The sequence below is a fragment of the Kocuria sp. p3-SID1428 genome, from assembly GCF_025149945.1.
In the GTDB taxonomy this organism is placed as follows: domain Bacteria; phylum Actinomycetota; class Actinomycetes; order Actinomycetales; family Micrococcaceae; genus Kocuria.
Window position 1 is genome coordinate 13,429 of sequence record NZ_JALXVH010000016.1, and the last position, 20,492, is coordinate 33,920.

General features: G+C 72.3%; 13 protein-coding genes. 4 read left to right on the forward strand and 9 right to left on the reverse strand.

What is annotated here, in order from left to right:
* The first annotated feature begins 118 nt into the window (after positions 1–118).
* On the forward strand, positions 119–565 hold the full coding sequence (locus M3E84_RS05220; RefSeq protein ID WP_259895042.1) for a DUF3093 domain-containing protein: 447 nt from the start codon (positions 119–121) through the stop codon (positions 563–565).
* A 124-nt stretch (positions 566–689) separates the two neighbouring features.
* Here M3E84_RS05220 and M3E84_RS05225 read toward each other — a convergent pair whose 3' ends face one another.
* Positions 690–992 (reverse strand): DUF4193 domain-containing protein, encoded by a 303-nt coding sequence (locus M3E84_RS05225; protein WP_259895043.1) that lies wholly within the window; start codon positions 990–992, stop codon positions 690–692.
* A 397-nt stretch (positions 993–1,389) separates the two neighbouring features.
* Between M3E84_RS05225 and sepH the strand changes: the two genes are divergently transcribed.
* The gene (sepH, locus tag M3E84_RS05230) at positions 1,390–2,988 is read left to right on the forward strand and encodes a septation protein SepH (protein WP_259895045.1); all 1,599 of its coding nucleotides are present in this window, start codon (positions 1,390–1,392) and stop codon (positions 2,986–2,988) included.
* A gap of 79 nt (positions 2,989–3,067) precedes the next feature.
* On the opposite strand, the gene M3E84_RS05235 is transcribed toward sepH, so the two are convergent.
* The 4 genes from M3E84_RS05235 to M3E84_RS05250 form a co-directional block, all read right to left on the reverse strand.
* Positions 3,068–4,288 (reverse strand): alkaline phosphatase family protein, encoded by a 1,221-nt coding sequence (locus M3E84_RS05235; protein WP_259895047.1) that lies wholly within the window; start codon positions 4,286–4,288, stop codon positions 3,068–3,070.
* Positions 4,285–4,875, reverse strand: a complete 591-nt coding sequence (locus M3E84_RS05240) for a DUF5998 family protein (protein ID WP_259895049.1) — start codon at positions 4,873–4,875, stop codon at positions 4,285–4,287. Before M3E84_RS05240 ends, M3E84_RS05235 begins: the two co-directional genes overlap by 4 nt.
* Positions 4,876–4,964: 89 nt before the next feature.
* Entirely contained in the window at positions 4,965–6,689 is a 1,725-nt protein-coding gene (locus tag M3E84_RS05245; RefSeq protein ID WP_259895051.1) for a serine/threonine protein kinase, read from the reverse strand.
* Between the two features lie 7 nt (positions 6,690–6,696).
* Positions 6,697–9,444, reverse strand: coding sequence for a GNAT family N-acetyltransferase (locus M3E84_RS05250; RefSeq protein WP_259895052.1), 2,748 nt, complete (start codon positions 9,442–9,444; stop codon positions 6,697–6,699).
* A 113-nt stretch (positions 9,445–9,557) separates the two neighbouring features.
* Between M3E84_RS05250 and M3E84_RS05255 the strand changes: the two genes are divergently transcribed.
* Both M3E84_RS05255 and M3E84_RS05260 read left to right on the forward strand, forming a co-directional pair.
* Positions 9,558–12,107: a DNA topoisomerase (ATP-hydrolyzing) subunit A gene (locus M3E84_RS05255; RefSeq protein ID WP_259895055.1), complete on the forward strand. Its 2,550-nt coding sequence runs from the start codon at positions 9,558–9,560 to the stop codon at positions 12,105–12,107.
* Positions 12,104–12,664: a GNAT family N-acetyltransferase gene (locus M3E84_RS05260; protein WP_259895056.1), complete on the forward strand. Its 561-nt coding sequence runs from the start codon at positions 12,104–12,106 to the stop codon at positions 12,662–12,664. Before M3E84_RS05255 ends, M3E84_RS05260 begins: the two co-directional genes overlap by 4 nt.
* Before the next feature lie 71 nt (positions 12,665–12,735).
* Here the strand turns inward: M3E84_RS05260 and cydC are convergent, their stop codons facing one another.
* The 4 genes from cydC to M3E84_RS05280 form a co-directional block, all read right to left on the reverse strand.
* Entirely contained in the window at positions 12,736–16,524 is a 3,789-nt protein-coding gene (gene cydC, locus M3E84_RS05265; RefSeq protein WP_259895058.1) for a thiol reductant ABC exporter subunit CydC, read from the reverse strand.
* Positions 16,517–17,587 (reverse strand): cytochrome d ubiquinol oxidase subunit II, encoded by a 1,071-nt coding sequence (gene cydB, locus M3E84_RS05270; RefSeq protein WP_259895060.1) that lies wholly within the window; start codon positions 17,585–17,587, stop codon positions 16,517–16,519. Before cydB ends, cydC begins: the two co-directional genes overlap by 8 nt.
* Positions 17,588–17,598: 11 nt before the next feature.
* Positions 17,599–19,170 carry a cytochrome ubiquinol oxidase subunit I gene (locus M3E84_RS05275; RefSeq protein WP_259895062.1) on the reverse strand — a complete coding sequence of 524 codons (1,572 nt, stop codon included), beginning with the start codon at positions 19,168–19,170 and terminating at the stop codon, positions 17,599–17,601.
* 247 nt (positions 19,171–19,417) lie between these two features.
* Entirely contained in the window at positions 19,418–20,452 is a 1,035-nt protein-coding gene (locus tag M3E84_RS05280; protein ID WP_259895064.1) for a malate dehydrogenase, read from the reverse strand.
* Positions 20,453–20,492: the final 40 nt, after the last annotated feature.

The window sequence follows — 20,492 nt, forward strand, 5'->3', positions numbered from 1 at the left end:
GGGGTCGTGAGGGGTCGGTCAGCACAGTGCCCCACTGTAGACGCAGCATCGGCGGCAGACACCCGCCGACGGCCCGGGGCGTCGGCTGGGGCGCTGCGCGCGTGGGATGATGTCTGCCATGACTGAGGATGAAGTGCTGTTCCGGGAGAAGCTGAACCCGGCGTGGTGGATGTGGCTGCTGTTCCTGGGCCTGGCCGGCTCCGTGCTGATCGCGCTGGTTCCCATCGCGACCTGGCTCGGGATCCTCGGCGCCGTCATCGTCCTGATCCTAGCCCCGGTCATCGCCTACGCCCGCGCCTCATCGATCGTGGTCACCGAGGACTCCCTGCGCGTGGGGCGGGCGAGCATCGAGCGCCGCTTCGTGGGCGAGGTAGAGGCCTTCACCGATGCCGAGGACGTCCGCCGGGTCCGCGGTCCCGAGCTGGACGCCCGGTCCTACATGAACTTCTCGGCCTCGGCCTCCGGCATGTGCCGCATCGAGATCACCGACCCCGTGGATCCCACGCCGTACTGGCTCACCGCCACGCGACGCCCGCACGAGCTGGCCGAGGCCCTGGTGAGCTGAGGCTTCCGGACAGCAGCGCAGGAACGGAACAGCCCTCGACCGCCGCAGCGGTCGAGGGCTTCGTGCACGACGTGCGAGCCTCAGGCGCAGTGCGCTGCGGGCCCGCGATCAGATGCCGGCGGATTCAGCCTGCGCACTCCACGCAGATCTTCATCCCGTCCTTCTCCTCGGCGATCTGGGAGCGGTGCCGCACCAGGAAGCAGGACCCGCAGGTGAACTCGTCCTCCTGCGCGGGAAGCACGACGACGGAGAGCTCCTCGTGGGAGAGGTCGGCACCGGGCAGCTCGTAGCTGTCGGCTGCCGTGGCCTCATCGTCCTCATCCGCGCTGGGGTGCTGGGTCTCGTTGCGTCGAGTCTGCAGCTCCTCGATCGAGTCTTCCTTGAGCTCCTCCTCCTGCTTGCGGGGAGCGTCGTAATCAGTTGCCATATGTGATCCCTAATCCTTGCAGTGAAGACGTCGACATGAGGCCCGGCTGCCGCTGTCCGCGGCCCGTGGAGGGCGGGCTCGCCAGCGTGCACCAGCCTCACGTGTGGAGGATTGTTCACTATGGGCTCCGGAAAGACCAATACGTCCGCTCACGACGGAAAAGTTGCCGAGGTGTTGCCGCCGAGACCCTCTCCTGTACGGCCTGCGGCGGTGCTGCAGCACCCCAGCGCAGCGCGCCGTGCCTGCCTCCGATGCGCGCGGCGAGCCCACGACCACTAGACTCTGCGCAGATGCGGACCGGGACGCGTCCGCCGGCTGGGCCGGCACCGCAACCGCCGAGAGGCGGTCCAGGGACGGCGTCCCCCGGACCACGACACCTGCGGAAGGCTGGAGAAGGATGGACGAGCTGCGCCTGGAAGGCGTCCACGACGACGGCGAGCACCTGGTGCTCAGCGACTCCTCGGGACGCCGCAACCTCCTGGCCGTCGATCAGCAGCTGCGCCAGGCGGTCCAGCGGGCCCGTCGCGCCCCCGCCCGCCGCCAGCCCCAGGGAGCGGGGTTCGGCCCCCGCGACATCCAGGCCCGCTTCCGCTCGGGCGCCACCCTGGACGAGATCGTCGAGGAGTCCGGCTGGGAGCCCGAGCGCGTGCGCCGCTACGAGTGGCCGATCCTCGCCGAGCGCTCGCACATGGCCCACGAGGCCCAGAAGGTCGAGCTCGGAGCCCGACGCACCGAGGGCTACCGCTCGGCCTTCGACAGCGCACCGCTGAGCCTGGCCCAGACCCTGCAGGCCCGGGCCCCGCAGCTCGGGATCGCGGCGACCTCCTTCGACTGGGATGCCTGGCAGCGCCCCGATCTGCTGTGGACCGTGGCCGTGCGCTTCCGCGTGGTCGATCCTTCCAAGGCCCCGCAGGACCTGGTCGATCAGCAGTCGCTGGCCCAGTGGGTGTTCAATCCCGCCAACCTCTCGGTGAGCCCCGAGCCGGGCTGGGCCCGTCACCTCACCCAGGACGACGAGCCCGAGGCTCCGCGCGACGATGTCTTCGGCCAGCGCCGCCCCGCCGCCGATGCCGGGTCCTCGGACGTTGCTTCGAGCGCCACGGCCGCCCCGGAGGACGACGCCTCCTCGGGCGCGGCCCATGACACCGCGCAGCCCGGCGCGCAGGCACAGCCGCAGGCTCCTGCGCTCCGGCCCGCGGCGGAGGCGGAGGCTGCCCGCCTGCACCGGGAGGATGACACCCGCACCACCGAGCAGCTGCTCGAGGTCCTGAACTCCCGGCGCGGGCAGCGCCTGGGCTCCGACGAGGTCTCCGACGACCAGCTCGCCGAGATCCTGGGCCGTTCCATGGGCCACATGGACTCCCGTCCGCGCCCGATCTCCGCCCCGGACGACGCCCAGCTCTTCGATCAGACGATCCAGCCGGGCCGCCGATCCCAGCAGGGCTCCTCCTCCGGCGCCGAATCGTCCGAGACCGCCCAGTCCGCGGACAGCGCTGCAGCCTCGGCGGCCGAGGGCACCGGCGCGTCGTCCCAGGAGCCCGAGCAGCCCCAGCGGCCGGTCGATCAGGACCGCGCCCCGGAGGCCGCCGAGGCCGAGGACTCGGATCCCACCCACCACCACGAGGCCACGATCCACCACCTGGGCCGCGCCGATGCCGGCGCCCGGCAGGACCACGCCGACATCGTGGAGATCACCGACGAGGACACCGCACCCGAGCCGGTCGCGCCCCGGCTGAACGCGGTGCCCTCGCCCGAGCCCTCCGCGCACGAGACGCCCGAGGGCTCCGCGCCGGAGACGCCCCAGCAGGACGATGAGCAGCAGGATCTGCCCGCAGCGGAACCCTCCCAGCAGGAGACCTCCGAGGACGCGGGGCAGGACGATCGGGAGGACGGACACCGTCGTCCCCGACCGCGCGGGCGGGTCGGCGGCGCCAAGCGCACACGCTCCTCGGTGCCCAGCTGGGATGACATCGTCTTCGGCGCCAAGAACGACTGACGCCTCCGCTCAGCGAGTCGGCCCCCTGCCTCACCGAGGCAGGGGGGGCCGATCTGATGGTGCGGTGCCGACCCTGGACTCAGCTCAGGCGCAGCAGCGGGACCCGGGTCTCCGCCGGCGTCATGGCGCCGTGCTGGCCGACCATCCCCAGGGTCTGCGCGCCGATGCGCGAGAGGTCGTGCAGCGCCAGGCCGTCCTCCAGCGGGGTGATCACCACATCGCCGATCCGCCCGATGACCTCAGGACGCAGGGCCTCGACGGGCCCGAACCAGCCGGCCTCCAGCAGCTGCTCGCGGGTCTGCACGCGCACGCGCTCCCCCAGCACCGAGGCCTCCCAGCGCTGCCGGACCCGCTCCTGCCGCTCCAGCCGCTGCTCCGGGGTCCCGCTGGGCTCCAGGTGCAGCTGGAGGCAGCGGGGCTCACCGGCACTGGTGCGTACGTCGTCCAGCAGACCGGGGATCTCCATGAGATCCACGCGGCCCTCCCGTGGGACGTCGACCATGCCGTGATCTGCGGTGAGCACCACGGAGGTGTCCTGTGGAAGGCGCGAGCACAGCCGCCGCAGGGAGCTGTCGAGCTCCTCGAGCTCGTGGATCCACTCGGAGGAGCCCCAGCCGTGGCGGTGTCCCGTCTTGTCGAGATCATCCCAGTAGAAGTACATGACTCCGCGCTGACCGGCCCGCAGGTTCTCCTGGGCGGCCTTGGTGCGGGCGAACACGCCGTCGGCCGAGACGAAGCGCCCTCCGCGCAGCGCAGCGCGGGTCAGCGCCGAATCCCGGAACTTGCCGCGGCTGACGGTCACGGCGTCCAGGCCCTGTGCCTCGAGGCGCTGCAGCACGGTGTCATGCGGCTGCCAGGCACGGGCCTCCACGCGGGGATCCCAGCCGCCGAGCATGTTCACGGCCTCACCCAGCTGCGGGGAGTAGGAGTCGTAGCCGGTCAGTCCGTGCACACCCACCGGAAGCCCGGTGCCCAGCGACGCCAGCGACGAGGCGGTCGTGGAGGGGAAGGCGGCATCGAGCTCGCCGAGGTCCTCGGCACCGCGCAGGAACGGGGCGTACGAGCTGCGGGCCTCGAGCTGCTCCAGGCCCAGGCCGTCGACGAGAACGACGACGACGCGCTGCGAGACCGAGATCCCCAGGACGTCGTCGAACCCCTCGGCCCCGATCGCGGCTGCCGCAGAGGTCATGACATCGGCGATGCTGCGCGCGCCGTAGCGCGGCGGCCTCGCGGCCGCCTGCTGAGGCTCCTGCTGCGGCGGGACGGCCCAGAAGTCCGCGCCCTCGGCCGCACCGGTCATCGTCCGACCCGCTCCACCGCGCTGCGGCGCAGGCTGCGGGCGAACTCCCGTGCGCCCTCGACGGCCTCCACGCCGTCGGCCTCCGCGCTGATCCGCAGCGCCACATCCTGCACGGCGCTGACCCCCGTGTAGCCGTGATCGGCCTCGCACTGGGGGTCCTCGCACCCGGCCGGCTGCAGATCGATGTTCTGGGTGCCGGTCCAGGCGATGTTGAGATTGACCTCGCTGATGGGATGACCCGTGCGGTACTGCTGCGGCTTGTAGTACGCATACGTGAGTGTCACGGAATTGACCCGGGACGCCGCGACCGACTCGGTCGAGGCCAGGGCCAGGACCTCCTGGCCCTGCTGGTCGTACTCCTGATCGTCCACGTGCGTGATGTGCAGAAGGCCCTCGGCCAGCACGAGCACCGTGATGTGGCGGTGGATCTCATCGCGGTCGAAGGTGGTCTCCAATTGGACCAGGTGCGATTCGGGGGCCGCTCCATCCAGGGCGTCGGCCACCACGTCGATCACCAGCTGCGGGTAGTAGCCGGCGCGCTCGACGTCCTGGCGCAGCTGCTCGCCGCGCGGTCCTGACTGCGTCATCTGACTGGATCCCCTCCTGAAGAGACGTGTCTGCGAGGTTCGTGGAACAGCCCGGGCCGTGCGCGCGGGCTGTCAGTGCTTCAGCGGGCTCAACCGCCCAGCGAGTTTCCGCCGCTGCCCGGACCGCCGAGCTGCGAGCCGCCCAGGCCGGAGTCCTCGGGATCTTGGGTGACATAGGTGGTGGGCACCCCGGTGGACTCCTCCGTGGCGCTCGAGGTGGGGTCGACCGGGCTCGGGTCCTCGCCGCCTCCCGAGTTCATCAGCACCACGACGATGATGCCGACCGCCAGCACAACGGCGGCCAGGCAGCCGATCACGACCCAGCCTCCGGCTCCGTTCACGCCGATGAAGGCCAGCGGACCGCTCGCGGCCCCGACGCGGGAGGCTCCCTCAGCCGGGCGCTGGGGGGCGCTGAGGCCCGCGGGCTGCTCGCGCAGGGTCGACCCGGTGGTGACCTCGGCCGGGTGCGGCTCCTGGACCGGCGGGCTCTTCGGCTGCATCGGCACCGAGGCAGGAGTGTGGGCACCGGCCCACGAGATGCTGCGCTGCGGGGACGCCGCACGTGCCGTCTCCCCTGCGGGGACGCTGCCCAGCAGGGCCGCACGGCTGTGCTGGCCCTGCGGCAGCGGTCCCTGCACCGCAGCACTGGGCATCCCGCCGGTGAAGGGCGGCGCCTGGGCGGGGACCTCCCCGCCATCGCCGCTCAGACCCGAGGGCATGCCCCTCAGTGCCGTGCCGGCCGGGCCGGAGCTGGGTCCCACGAGCGGCTCGCCGCCCGGCGGAGGAGTGTCGGAGCCCCCGCGCAGCCGACCGCCCGAGGGTGGCTGAATGCGCGGGCCGGTGGGCTGCTGCGGGATCATCGCGGAGTCGGGGGCACGCTCGCCCACCTCACCGGACTGGGTGATGCCCCGCCCGGTGCGCTCCTGCTGGGGCGGCTCGGCGAATCCCGAGACGATGTCCTGCCAGGCCTCCGGCAGCGGGTCCAGGGTCTGGAAGATCTCGAGGCTCTCGCCGTCGCGAGTGGTCGCCGGCCCGAAGTCCTCCTGATCGGACGCCCCGAGACGCTCCATCAGCGACAGGGCGCCGTCGTGGCGCACCGCAGGATCGCGATCCAGCAGCGCCGCGACCTCGGCGCCCAGCAGGGAGTCCTCGCCGAAGGTCTCGAGCGCGTCCTCGGGGGTGGGGGCGACCCCGCGCTCGGCCTCCGGGCTGACCATGCGCATGGCCACCACACCGGCGGCGAAGAGGTCCTGGGACGGATCGGGCTCCGCTCCCTCGAGCAGTTCCGGGGCGATGTAGCCGGGCGTTCCCACGACCGTGCCCACACGAGTCAAACGGGCATCCTCGCCCTGCGTGGCGATGCCGAAGTCCGCCAGCCGAGCCAGCGGCCGTCCCGTGCCCGTGGCATCCATCATGAGGTTGGCGGGCTTGACGTCGCGGTGGATCCAGCCTTCGGCATGCACGAACTGCAGGGCCGAGAGCAGCTGGCGCAGGATCTCCTCCGCGACCTTGTCCGAGAAGGCGCCGTGGTCCTGGATGACGTTCTCCAGGGTGCCGCCATCGCTGAGGTCCATGGCGATCACCACGTGCTCGTCCTCGGCCGCCCAGCCGTAGGGAGCCAGCACGTGCGGATGATCGATCTTGACGGACTGCTCGCGCACGAAGCGCAGGAGGTCCGCGGAATCCCGCTGGCGCAGGACCTTGGCTGCGCACACGTGGCTGCGGCGCTGGTCCCAGGAGCGCCAGACCGTTCCGGAGCCGCCGCGGGCGATGGGATCGATGAGCGTGTACCGTCCGGCGATGGTATCGCTCATGCCCCGCTCACCTCCGCATCGCTCGTCGTGCACTGTCCGTTCGGTCCTGGGCGTTGCCCAGCCTGATGTCTGCGTCCAGCACCGACAGCCGCTGACTCGACAACAGTACCGGGTTCAGCTCCAGGCGGGCGATCTGCGGGTGCCGGTCCTTCAGCAGCGAGACGCGCATGACCAGCTCCTCGAGGTCGGTGACATCCAGCGGGGGCTGGCCCTCGTGCCCGAAGAGCTTGCGCGAGGCCTTGGGCTCGCGGACCATGCGGCGGATCTCCAGATCGGTCAGCGGCGGCACACGGTGGGCCAGGTCTTCGAGCAGCGACACGGCATCGCCGGAGACCCCGAAGGAAAGCACAGGGCCGATCAGCGGGTCCTCCGTGGCGCTGAGGACCACCGCCTGGCCGGTGGGGGCCATGGCCTGGACGTCCAGCTGCTCGGCCGCCGCGCCGATCTCCCGGCGCATGGAGGCCACGGCCTCGCGCAGCTGCTCGGGAGTGTCGATGCTCAGCCGCACCCCGCCCAGGTCCAGGCGCTGGCGCAGGTGCTGATCGGCCGACTTGAGCACCACCGGGTAGCCCAGCCTGGCCGCGGCCGCCAGGCCGTCGTCGGCCTCGGTGAAGCGCACGGTGGGCAGCACCGAGATGCCGTAGGCCTCCAGCAGCCGGGCGGTGCGCTCGCGGTCCAGGCGCAGCAGCATCTCGCCGCGGACCTCCTGCGACCAGCGCTCGATCATGGCCTCGGCGGCCTCGGCGTCGATGTCCTCGGGGACGGTGACGAGGTCGTCCTCCTCCTCGCGCCACCGGGCCCAGCGCTGCAGGCCGTGCAGCGCGGTGACGGCCGCAGACGGCGCCTGGAAGACCGGCAGCGTGCGGCCCTGCGGGTCCGTGTGCACCCGCGAGGAGGCGCCGTCGGCGATCTCGCCGGTGACGGCCAGCACGACCGGCTTTCCGGGGTGCTCGGCGTCCTCGGCCTGGTCGGCGATCGCGGCGCACACGGCGTCGGCGAGCTCGTCGCCGGCGATCCCGCGGATCGGCATGGCCGCCACCACGACGGCGTCGCTGCGCGGATCCGCCACGGCCTCGGCGACCTCGCGCACCAGCGCCTGCAGGGCCTCACGACCGCCGCCGGTGGTGTCCACACGGTCGCGCAGGCGCGCCAGCGGCATGTTCAGCCCGGTGGCGGTGTCCTCCATGAGCCGGGCCAGGGCCATGGCGTTGGAGACCAGCGAGGTGCGCTGACCGCTCGGCAGCGTCTGGGAGGTGCCCACGGCCGCGGTGTCCATGAGCAGGTCGGAGGTGGCCACGCGGATGACACCCGCCTGATCGAGCATGGCATCCAGGGCACCGGCCGGGGCCTCCGTGGTGCGTCCGGTGTGGCCCGGGGGCAGACGCAGCCCCGCGACATCCGACTTGGCGACCACGACCGGCTTGGTCAGCGCCAGGCGCCGGGCGATGCGCGAGAACTTGCGGGGATTGCCGAAGGACTGCAGGTTCAGCCCGCACACCGAGGTGGCCTGATCATCCTCCCAGAACTGCATCATGTCGTTGCCGGAGACGTCGCCGCGGTTGCCGGCCGAGACCATGGTGGACACGCCCACCCGGTGACGCACCGCCGCCGAGGTCTGCAGCATGCCGAGGGCACCGGACTGGCTGAACAGGCCCAGGGAGCCCTCCCCCGGGACCACAGGCAGCACCGTGGCGTCCATGGAGATCTCCGCGCTGTGGTTGAGCACCCCCAGCGAGGCCGGTCCGACGACTCGCATGCCGTGACGGCGCGCCACGGCCACGAGCTGCTGCTGGCGCTGGGCGCCCTCGCGGCCGGACTCCGCCCAGCCGCCGGTCATCACGACGACCGCGTGGGCCCCCGCGCGGCCGCAGGCCTCGACGACCTCGAGCACCGCGTCCATGGGCACCGTGACGATCGCCAGGTCCAGCTCGCCCTCGATCTCCGCCAGGCTCGTCGCGTGCGTCATGCCCTCCTGCTCGAAGGGCGTGGGGTTCACGCCGTAGAGGCTGCCCGTGTAGCCGCCGGCCACCAGGTTCGCCACGACCGTGTGCCCGCCGTTGCTGGGATCCGATGACGCGCCCACGACCGCGATCGAGCGCGGCGTGAGCAGACGGGCCGTCGAGCGGGCCTCGGCGCGGTGCTCGCGCGAGGCCATCACGGACAGGGACCGCTCGGTGGGATCGATCGAGAAGTCGAGGGCTACGACGCCGTCGTCGAAGCGCCGGGCGACGTCGTAGCCGGCCTCCACGAACACGTGCAGCATGGAGCGGTTCTCCGGCAGCACCTCCGCGGTGAAGCGGTCGATGCCGTTCTCCCGGGCCGCGGCCGCCAGGTGCTCGAGCAGGATGGAGCCGATCCCGCGGCCCTGGTGCGCATCCGAGATCAGGAAGGCCACCTCCGCCTCCGGGGCGGAGCCCGCGCGGTCATAGCGACCCACGCCGATCAGCTGCGAGCCCAGCAGGATCACGAAGCACACCCGGTCGCGGTGATCCACCGTGGTGTAGCGGGCCAGCTCGCGGCGGGTCAGCGTGGTCTTGTGGGAGAAGAACCGCAGGTAGATCGTGTTCTCGGACTGCTGGTGGAACATGTCCAGCAGCAGCTGCTGATCCTCCGGGCGGATGGGACGCAGGTGCGCCGTGGCACCGTCGCGCAGCACGACATCCGCCTCCCAGTGCTTGGGATAGCCCGGGCCGGGATCGCTGGGCAGGCTGGTGGGCTGGGCGCTGTCGTCGGCGGGTGCGGTATCCGGGACCATAGACTGAAGGCTACAGAGGATTCGGTCCCGAGCGCCTGACTCGGGCAACAGTTGCGCGCACTGAGCGCGAGTCGACGCGGCGCCGTCCCGCGGTTGAGGAGAAGCACCACCCCATGGCCCCACGCAGGAGCAAGGCCCGGACCTCGGCGCTCGACGAGCTGCCCGCGGACTTCCAGGGCAATGTCGTCGACATCGACGTCACGCGCGAGATGGAGGACTCGTTCCTCGAGTACTCCTACTCCGTGATCTACTCCCGGGCCCTGCCCGACGCCCGCGACGGCCTCAAGCCCGTCCAGCGGCGCATCCTCTACATGATGGACGAGATGGGCCTGCGCCCGGATCGCGGCCATGTGAAGTCGGCGCGCGTGGTCGGCGAGGTCATGGGCAAGCTGCACCCCCACGGCGACTCCGCGATCTACGACGCCATGGTGCGCATGGCCCTGCCCTTCGCCCAGCGCGTGCCGCTGGTGGACGGGCACGGCAACTTCGGCTCGCTCGACGACGGCCCCGCCGCCTCGCGCTACACCGAGGCCAGGCTGGCCCCGGCCGCCCTGCAGCTGACGGCGGATCTCGGCGAGGACGTCGTCGACTTCGTGCCGAACTACGACAACCAGTTCATGCAGCCCTCCGTGCTGCCGGCGGCCTACCCGAACCTGCTGGTCAACGGGACCACCGGCATCGCGGTGGGCATGGCCACCAACATGGCCCCGCACAACCTGCGCGAGGCCATCTCCGCGGCGCGGCACCTGCTCGAGCACCCCCAGGCCTCCCTCGAGGACGTCATGGAGCACCTGCCCGGACCGGATCTTCCCTCCGGCGGGCAGATCGTGGGCCTCGACGGGATCCGCGATGCCTACCGCACCGGCCGCGGCTCCTTCAAGACGCGGGCCACGGTCTCGATCGAGCAGGTCACCGCCCGCAAGCAGGGCATCGTGGTCACCGAGCTGCCCTACATGGTCGGCCCGGAGAAGGTCATCGACCGGATCAAGACCGCGGTGCAGTCCAAGAAGCTCACCGGCATCTCCGATGTGGTCGATCTGACCGACCGGGCCAACGGGCTGAACCTGGTCATCGAGATCAAGAACGGCTTCAACCCGCAGGCGGTGCTCGCGGCGCTGTACAAGCACACGCCGCTCGAAGAGTCCTTCGGCATCAACAACGTGGCCCTGGTCGACGGCCGCCCCCGGACTCTGGGGCTGCTCGAGATGCTGGGGGTCTACAACCAGCACCGGCTCACGGTCGTGCGCCGACGCACCGCCCACCGCCTGGGCAAGCGCCGCGACCGGCTGCACCTGGTCGAGGGCCTGCTGATCGCGATCGTGGACATCGACGAGGTCATCCAGATCATCCGCAGCTCCGATCGCACCGCCGAGGCCCGCGAGCGCCTCATGACGATCTTCGATCTCACGCAGCTGCAGGCCGATCACATCCTCGAGCTGCGGCTGCGCCAGCTCACGAAGTTCTCCCGGATCGAGCTCGAGCGCGAGAAGGAGCAGCTGGAGGCGGAGATCGCCGAGCTCGAGGCCATCCTGGCCTCCGAGGACCGGCTGCGCGAGGTGGTCTCCGGCGAGCTCGCCGCGGTCGCCGAGCTGCTCGGCGACGACCGTCGCACTCGCCTGCTGGAGGCCGATGAGGTTCCCGCACTGGCGGCCGCCCCCGCCGCCCGGGCAGCGGCCGGGCCAACCCTGGAGATCGCCGACGACCCCTGCTGGGTCTTCCTCTCGAGCACCGGGCGCATGGCGCGCACCGAGGACCGCACGCCGCTGGCCGAGCCGGGGCGCCGGCTCAAGCACGACGCCCTGAGCTCCGTGGTGGCGACCTCCGCCCGGGGGGAGATCGGCGCCGTGACCTCCAGGGGGCGGATGCTTCGCGTGCCCGTCGTGGACCTGCCGGCGCTGAGCTCCTACGACGGTGCCCCCCGGCTCGAGGAGGGCACCGCGGCCAAGGAGTTCCTGTCCCTGGCCAAGGGCGAGCGGCTGATCGGACTCGCGCCGCTGAACGAGGTCGTGGCCATGGGCACCCGTCAGGGCGTGGTCAAGCGGCTGAACCCGGATCACCCGCTGAACCGCGACGACTGGGAGGTCATCAGCCTCAAGGACGGCGACGAGGTCATCGGCATGGGCCCGGCTCCCGAGACCGCGCAGCTCGTGTTCATCACCGCCCAGGCCAAGCTGCTGACGTTCTCCGCCGAGCTGGTCCGCGCTCAGGGCCGCACCGCCGGAGGCGTGGCGGGCATCAAGCTCGCCGAGGACGACACCGTGCTGTTCTTCGGCCCCGTGGCCTCCCAGGATCCCGATGCCCAGGTGGTCACCTACGCCCGTTCCTCCGAGGCGCTGCCCGAGATGGGCGGCTACTCCGTGAAGGTCACTGCCCTGTCTGAATACCCGTCCAAGGGCCGGGCGACCGCCGGCGTGCGCTGCCAGCGGCTGCTGAGCGGCGAGACCGGCCTCGTGCTCGCCTGGGCCGGGCACGGTCCCGCCAAGGCGGTCTCGGCCGCGGGCGTGGCCCGCAGACTGCCCACCGAGTTCGGCCGGCGCGACGGCTCCGGGGCGGGCGTCGAGCAGCTGCCGGATGCGATCGGCCCGGCATGGTCCCCGGTGGTCTCGAGCGCCCCGGCCGCGGGCTCGGACTCCGATTCCGCCGCGGACGGCGAGCCCCGATGAGCGCTGCCGGATCCACTGAAGCGGTGATCGAGCGGGCTCAGCTGCAGGATGCTGCCGTGCTGCACGAGATCGCGCGGCAAACCTTCGTGCACGCGACTCCCCCGGAGGCCGATCCCGCCTCGATCGAGGAATTCGTGGCCACGAGCCTGTCCGAGGCGGCCTTCCGGGGCCACCTCGACTCCCCCGCCAGCCGCGTGCTGATCGCGCGCCGCGACGGCGAGGCGATCGGCTACGCCCTGCTGCTGCTCGACCGCCCCCTGCCCCAGGGCGAGGGGATCGATCCCGGGCAGGAGATCCTCACCGGGCGAGGGCTGTTCCTCTCCAAGTTCTACCTGCTGCCGCAGGCCCGCGGCACCGGGGCCTCGGACGCCCTGATGGAGCAGTGCCTGCAGACCGGCCGCCAGATCGGAGCCGACGTGCTGTGGCTGCAGGTCAACGACCAGAACCAGCGGGCCAACGCGTTCTACGAGCGCCTGGGGCTGGTCCGGGTGGGCACGGCCTCCTTCCAGCTCGGCACGCAGCTGCATCACGACTTCCTGCGCGCCCGGAGGCTCTGAAGGCCCCAGCGTCCAGGCCGCCGTCGTCCCGCGCACCGCGACGGGCTCAGGTGCGTGGCGCGCTCGTCCCTTCAGCCCAGGCGCGTGAGGTCCTCGCAGCGCCGCACGTCCTCGGGGCGGTGCGAGATCACGACGACCGCCTGCCGATCCTGCTGCACCGCGCCGTCCTGGGCGCCGGCGTGCTGGCCCTCGTGCAGAGCGGCCATGACCTGCTCGGCAGTCGGGGCGTCCAGGTGGGCTGTGGGCTCATCGAGCAGCAGGACCGGGGCGCGGGTGAGCATCGCCCGGGCCACCGCAAGGCGCTGGCGCTGACCGCCGGAGAGCCGCTGACCGCCGGCGCCCACACGGGTGTCCAGGCCGTCGGGCAGCGAAGCCGCGAACTGCCCGAGTCCCACCCGCTGCAGCGCGGCGAGCATCTCGTGCCCGGAGGGTGCCTGCTCCCGGTCCCGGGCCAGCGCCAGGTTCCCGCGCAGCGACGAGTCGAAGATCGTGGCCTCCTGCGGGCACCAAGCCGAGGCCCCGCGCAGCATCTGCGGATCCGTGGGGCGGCCGTCGAGGCGCAGGGTCCCGTCGGTGGGCGGCAGGAACCCCAGCAGGACCGCGAGCGCGGTCGACTTGCCCGCACCCGACGGACCCGTGATCCCCCACCACCGTCCCGGCCGGATGCTGCCGCTGAGGCGGTGGAGGGCGTCGCGGTCCATCCCAGGCCAGCGCGCGCTGATCTGCTCGAGATCGATCCGCTCGAATTCGCTGATCCGCCTCGGCTGCTCGGCCTGGTCCTCAGCGCTGCCGCGCTGGGCCTGCTCCACCGAGCGCACCAGCTCGGCGAAGCGGGGCCACTGCCGCGCGGCCTCGAAGCCCTGGGCCGTCGGCTCGACCATGGCGGTGCACAGCAGGACGGGGATCGCCGCGGTGGCGGCCGAGACCCGTCCCGAGGCCACGGTCTCCCAGGACAGCACCGCGACGACGATCGCGGCCAGGAACCAGATCGCCACCGCCAGGGCCTCGCTCAGCCCGCTGGCCCAGGCCGCACGCTGCGCGGCACGTCGCCCCCGCTCGTCCTGGGCGCGCACCGCAGCAGCCACCGCGGGGCCCAGATCGGCCACGCGCAGATCGTCGGCGGCATGCAGGGCCCGGGCGCTCAGACGCAGGGCGGCGGACTGGGCGGCGGCCTGACGAGACTGCGCGCGGGAGTCCAGGCCGCGGACCAGCGTGGGCCCGGCCAGGGCGCTGAGCACGGCCGCGATCGCCACGGGGGCCGAGGCCTCCGGCACCGTCAGCAGGCTCACCAGCACCGCGCCGAGCAGGACGGGCCCCAGCGCTGCGGCCGGCAGCAGGATGCGCGGCAGGGCATCGCGCAGGTCCTCGACGCGGGTGATCAGCCGGTCCAGGAAGACCTCTCCGCTCAGCAGTGCCCGAAGCCCCAGCGCTGTGCCTCCGGTGGCCTTCCAGGCCCTCTGGCGCATCCGTCCGGCTGCCCGCAGGGCCAGGTCGTGGCTCACGAGCCGCTCCAGATAGCGCACGACCGCTCGGCCGAGTCCGAAGAAGCGCACGCCGGTCACGGCGAGCATCAGGTACATCATCCCGGGCTGCTGCCCGGCTCGGACGATCAGCCAGCCGGACAGCGCGGTCAGCGCGGCACCGAAGCCGATCGTCAGCACCGCCAGCGCCGCGCTCAGACCGGCCTGCGGCCAGGAGATCCCGCTCAGACGCAGCACGGTGCGCACGGTGCCCAGAGGGCTCACGCGACGGCGCTGCTCGGCGGCTGCGGATCTCGCCGGGGCGGCCATGACCTCGGCGCCTTCTGCTGCCGGGGCCGCCGCTCGGGCCCGAGCCGGAGCCGTGGCCGGGGCGCGGGCCGCAGCGGCCGCCGGGTGCTCGTGCTCGCTGTCGTGCGCACGCCCCTCTTCACGCTCGTGCCGCGGCGCTTCGCTCTGCGTGCTGGGCTCGCGGCGTACCCCCGCGGCGGCGCTGAGCGCTCCGTCCGTCGCGCTCCCGCCCGTGGTGAGCTCCACGCGGCGATCCGCCGAGACGATCAGATCGCGATCGTGGCTCACCAGCAGGACCACGGCACCGGCTCGAGCCATCTCGCGCAGGCAGACGACGGCCAGGTGCGCGGCCTCGCCATCGAGGTGGGCGGTGGGCTCATCGACCAGAACGGTCGGCGTCGTACCGGGATCGCTGCCTCTCAGGGCCTCGAGGGAGGCCGCCGTGCGCGCCAGCGCCAGTCGCCGGGCCTGCCCCGCGCTGAGCGCCTCCGGCGGTGTCTGCTCGAGACCCGCCAGCCCGAGGCGGGCGAGGTGATCAGCGGCTCGGGCGCGGGCATCGCAGAGCTCCTCGGACACCTGCTGCCGTCGTGCCGGCGCCATCGGCTCATCGGCGACCAGGAGCAGGTCGGCGAGGCCGGGAGCCAGGGCCAGGGCGACCTCCTCGACGGCGGTGCCGGCCATGAAGGCCGGCGACTGCGGGACCAGGCGCACCGGCCCCGGCACCAGGATCCGCCCGCTGAGCACTCCCGCACCCGGGCCATCGTCCTCACGCTCCGCGGCGTCGCGGCCCGGCAGGCTCGAGGCCCCGGCGATCAGGCCCGCGACGGCGCTGAGCACCGTGGTCTTGCCGCTTCCCGAGGCTCCGGACAGCGCGGTGATCTGCCCTGCCTCAGCGCACAGGTCGAGGGGCCCGATGACCTCCCGGCGTCCGTCGTGGCGCACCCGCAGCCCCCGGATCTCCAGCCGAGCAGTCCCCTCCGCGGCCTCGGGCACAGCCCGGCCGCGCGGTGCCTCGAGCAGGCGCTGGGAGCGGCGCAGCGCATCCACGCCGTCCTGCGACTGGTGGTAGGCGGTGCCGACATCGCGCAGCGGCTGGTAGCACTCGGGAGCCAGCAGCAGGACCATCACGGCGGTGTCCAGGCCCAGGCTGCCATCGACGAGCCGCACGCCGATGAACACCGCCACCAGCGCCACGGACAGGGTCGTGATCAGCTCGAGGGCCAGCGAGGACAGGAAGGCCGAGCGCAGGGTCTGCATGGTGCGGCGGCGATGCTGGTCGTCCAGCTGAGCCAGAGCCCGTGCCTGGGCGCGGTCGCGGCGCAGCCCCACGAGCACGGGCAGACCGCGGGCCAGCTCCACGATGTGCCGGGACAGCCGCAGCTGCGCATCCTGTGCCCGGCGGGTCTGGTCCTGGGTGGTGCGCCCGATCAGCACCATGAACAGGGGCACAAGAGGCAGCGTGAGGGCGATGATCGCCGCGCTGATCCCGTCGTGGCGCAGGATCCACAGCCACAGCACGGCAGGGGCCACCGCGGTGGCGACCATGGCCGAGACCGCGCGGACGTAGTAGTCGTCCAGGGCGTCCAGACCGCGTGCCACGAGCACGGCGGCGGCACCGGGATGGTCCTCGGGGCGGTCGTCGTCATCGGCGGCGGCGCGGCCCGGGCCGGATTCCAGCAGGCGCAGCAGCAGCTGCGAGCGGATCCGGGAGATCGTACGCGCCGCGCCCCGGCGTGCGGCGGCGGAGGCTGCCCACTGGGCGCCGGCCCGCAGCACGGCTCCGAGCACCGCCAGCCAGACAGCGGGCCAGGCCCACCAGGGCCCGTCGTGCACCCAGGAGGCGGGCAGGACGCCGTCGAGGTGAGCGGCCGCGCTGCCGAGGAACTCGGCGAGGCCCTGCGGGCTGTCCGTGCCCGCGGCCGCCTGGGCGGCGAAGCCGTCGGCGGCCAGCCGGGCCAGCAGAGCGCCCAAGCCGGTGGCGAAGGCGATCATGCCCACCGTGCGGGCCAGGCTCAGCAGGCCCTGCAGCGGCAGGATCGATCGAGCCTCGGGGCCCAGCGGCGGAGGACCCGAGGCCCCCCGCTCAGACACCGGCGCGGGTGGGCTGGGAGCTCAGCTGCGCGTGATCGCCGCCCGAGGGCAGCTGCTCGGCGCGCAGACGGCGGCGGAAGACCCAGTAGGTCCAGCTCTGATACCCCAGCAGGAACGGCACGCCGAACGCGGACACCCAGGTCATGACCGTGAGCGTGTACGGCGAGGACGAGGCCGAGGTGATCGTCAGATCGGGGGCTCCGGCAAGTGTGGAGGGCAGCACCGCCGGATACATCGCCAGGAAGACGGCCAGCAGCCCGAAGGCCCCGAAGCCGGCCATCCCCGCGAAGCTCCAGCCCTCGCGCCGGCGCATCCCGGCGGCCCAGGCGCCCAGCACCGCCACGACGGCAAGGCCCGTGCTGACCCAGGACAGGGCCGTGCCGGTGGCGAGCTGGACCACGAGCACCACCACGGCCAGCGGGGCGACGCCCAGCGGCAGGAAGCGCACCAGGGCGGCACCGGCGCGGTGGCGCACGGGGCCGTCGGTCTTCAGGGCGATGAAGGCCAGGCCGTGGATGAGGCAGAAGCCGACCATGCCCAGGCCGCCGAGCACGGCCTGCCAGCTCAGCCAGGAGACCACCCCGCCCACCCGGTCGCCGTTGTCGTTCAGCGGCAGGCCGGTGGCGGTGATGCTCAGCAGCGCGCCGATCAGGAAGGCGATGGCCAGCGAGGACCACGCGGTGACCGAGTTCCAGCGTCTCGACCACGCCTGCGTGGAGCCCTTGCCGCGGTACTCGATCGACACGGCGCGCAGGATCAGCGCCAGCAGGGCAAGGGTCATCGGCAGGTAGAGCCCGGAGAACAAGGCGGCGTACCAGTGCGGGAAGGCCGCGAAGGTGGCCGCCCCGGCGGTCACGAGCCAGACCTCGTTGCCGTCCCACACCGGGCCGATGGTGTTGAGCAGCACGCGCTGCTCACGATCGTCTCGGGCGAAGATCCGGCCCATGAGCATGCCCACGCCCAGGTCGAAGCCGTCCAGGACCACGTAGCCGATCCAGAAGAACCCGATGACGAGGAACCACGCCGTGGCCAGGCCCGGCTGTCCTGCGAACTGCTCGAACATCTCTCGTCTCCTCAGTACGCGAAGGCCAGGACGTCGTCCTGGGAGCCGTCGCCGTGCTCGTCATGGTCGTCGTGCTCCACCAGCTCGGGCATGGCCGCGACCACTCCGGTGCGCACGTACTTGGCGATCAGCACCACCTCCACGACCATCAGCACGCCGTAGAGCAGCAGGAGGCTGCCCAGCGAGAACAGCAGCTCCCCGGCCGTGACGTTCGGCGAGACCGCGGCCTCGGTGAACATGTAGACCCGCTGATCGAGGGGCAGGTCCGGGTTGGGCGCCACGACGAAGGGCTGGCGACCCATCTCCGTGAAGACCCAGCCGGCCACGTTGGCGCCGAACGGGGCCAGGATGCCCACCACGCCCAGCTGCATCAGCGGCTTGGACAGCGGCACCGTGCCCTTGCGCGTGAGCCACCAGGCCCCGGCGCAGGCCGCCGCCGCGAGGCCGCCGAAGGTGATCATCAGGCGGAAGCCCCAGTAGGTGACCTCCATGAGCGGCTGGTACTCGATCGGCTCACCGGCGCGGTCCCCGTAGAGCTCGTCGTCGGCCAGGTTGGTGCCGTACATCTGCTCGTACTCGGGCTGCAGCGTGTTCAGCCCCGCCACGTCGGTCGTGAAGTCCTCGTAGGCCAGGAAGGACAGCAGCCCCGGCAGCTCCAGGACCGTACGCGCGTTGTCGCAGGTGGTGTCCCCGGGCGAGCCGATCGTGAGCACGGAGAAGGCGGTGCCGTCGTGGCAGGCCGCCTCCGCGGAGGCCATCTTCAACGGCTGCTGGTGGATCATCAGCTGCGCCTGGGCGTGACCGGAGAAGGCGGTGCCCAGGAAGCCGATGATCCCGATCAGGATCCCCACGCGCAGGGAGCGCCACCACACCGTGTAGTCGGTGCGGTCGCGGCCCCCGGTGGGCAGCTCCCCCACGACGACGACGCCGTCGGCATCCACGGTGTCGATGCCGTCCGCGCGGCGACGCCACAGCTTGTACCAGGCGATGCCGAGCAGGAAGGACCCGGCCACGGCGATCGCGCCGAACAGCGTGTGGATGATCGCCACGACGGCGGTCGAGTTGGTCAGCACCGCGCCGATGTCATCGAGGATGGGGCGACCGTCGATGATCTGATAGCCGACCGGGTGCTGCATCCAGGAGTTGGCCACGATGATGAAGAAGGCCGACAGCCACGAGGCGATCACCGCCATGGTGAGACAGGCGGCGTGCACCGCCGGACGCAGCCGGTCCCAGCCGAAGATCCACAGCCCCAGGAACGTGGACTCCACGAAGAACGCGAGCAGGCCCTCCATGGCCAGCGGCGCGCCGAAGACATCGCCCACGAACCGCGAGTACTCCGACCACGCCATCCCGAACTGGAACTCCTGGACCAGGCCCGTGGCCACGCCCATGATGAAGTTGATCAGGAAGAGCTTTCCCCAGAACTTGGTCAGCCGCAGGTCCTCCGGGCGGCGCAGCCGCACCCAGCGCAGGTTGAACCACACGACGACGGCACCCAGTCCCAGCGTCAGCGGAACCATCATGAAGTGGTAGACGGTGGTGATCCCGAACTGCCACCGAGCGATCTCGACGATGTCCATGCGACTCCTCGCGGGGCCCTGCCGGCTGTGCGCCGGACGATCACGGGCCTCGCCTCAGACGCGTTCCAGTCTAGGCTCGCCCGCGAGCGCCTCGAGGCTCGGACGGGGCCGGCGCGGTGTCTCGTCGATCACAGCCCCAGCGCACCAGGTCAGGGCCGTGCCGAGCTCCTCTCGTGCCCTGCGGCACTGGCAATCCCTGGCAACCCGGGCCCGGCGCGCAGGGCGCAGCGCCACCGAGCCGGTGGGCTCAGCGGCCGGGCCCCAGCAGCCCTGCGTCGGCCACCGCCTGGCGCTCGGCGAGAAGCTCAGCCACCGAGCGATCGATGCGCTCGCGGGCGAAGTCATCGATCCGCCAGTCGTCCGCGATGGACCACTGCCCGTCCGAGCAGGTCACGGGGAAGGAGCTGACGATCCCCTCCGGCACGCCGTAGGAGCCGTCGGAGGCCACCGCCATGGAGGTCCATTCTCCCTCCGGCGTGCCCTGGCTCCACTGGCGGACGTGCGAGATCAGCGCGTGGGCGGCGGAACCCACGGAGGAGCCGCCGCGCACCTCGATGATCTCGGCGCCGCGCTGGGCCACGGCCGGGATGTAGGTCTCGGCGATCCAGTCCTGCCCCAGTCCGTGCTCGGCCAGCGCCTGCTCGGCCGGCACGCCGAGCACGGTGGCTCGGGAGAGATCCACGAACTGGGTCGCGGAGTGATTGCCCCAGATCGCCACGCCGTCGACGTCCGGCGCCGCCCCGCCGCAGGCCAGGGCGAGCTGGGCCTGAGCCCGCAGATGATCCAGCCGTGTCAGCGCCGTGAAGCGCTGGGCGGGCAGCTCGGGGGCGTGGGAGGCCGCGATCAGCGCGTTGGTGTTTGCCGGGTTGCCCACCACGACGGCCCGGAAGCTCTCCTCCGCCCCCGCGGCGATAGCCCGGCCCTGCTCGGAGAAGATCCCCGCGTTGGCCTCGAGCAGATCGGCGCGCTCCATGCCCTTGCTGCGCGGCCGGGCTCCGATCAGCAGCCCGAGCTCGCTGCCCTCGAAGGCGGCGACGGGGTCGTCGAACACGTCCACGGAGGCGAGGAGGTCGAAGGCGCAGTCCGACAGCTCCATGGCCACGCCCTCTGCCGCCCGTGCCGCCTGCGGCACCTCGAGAAGGCGCAGCCGCACGGGCTGGTGGGGACCGAACAGGTCTCCGGCTCCGGCGCGGAAGAGCGCGGCGTAGCCGATCTGCCCTGCGGCTCCCGTGACGGTGACGGTGATCGGGCGGCGGTCCTGTGAGGCGGCGGTGGTGTCCATGGGTGCTCCTGCGCTGCGCCGGGCGGGTGTGGATTCAGCG